The sequence below is a fragment of the Mesorhizobium sp. M8A.F.Ca.ET.181.01.1.1 genome, assembly GCF_004792025.1.
Lineage (GTDB): Bacteria > Pseudomonadota > Alphaproteobacteria > Rhizobiales > Rhizobiaceae > Mesorhizobium.
Genome location: NZ_SRTV01000337.1, coordinates 1 through 281 on the forward strand (window position 1 = coordinate 1; position 281 = coordinate 281).

The 281-nt window shown below is 64.1% G+C and carries 1 protein-coding gene; it reads right to left on the reverse strand.

What is annotated here, in order from left to right; translation table 11 throughout:
* Nucleotides 1-281: helix-turn-helix domain-containing protein (locus EN824_RS34865; RefSeq protein ID WP_135933249.1), on the reverse strand; the 281-nt coding region annotated here is incomplete at its 3' end.

The window sequence follows — 281 nt, forward strand, 5'->3', positions numbered from 1 at the left end:
GTCGAGGCCGACGGCCAGATCAGTTCGGGAGCCGCGCGCTTGAGCCGCGCCACGATCTTCTTGGGCCCCCACAGCGGATGCGTCTCCTTCGCCGCCACGATCCGCTCGACAAGATCAAGGGCTGTCGCACGGCCATGATTGAGCGGCGCTCGCGGCCGATCGTGCAAACCCTCCGGGCCAAACTCCCGGTAGCGACCCAGCCATTTATAGCCGATCTTGCGCGAAATGCCGTAGGCCGCACAAAGCTCGCTCATCGTCTCTTCGCCAGAAAGGCAATCCAC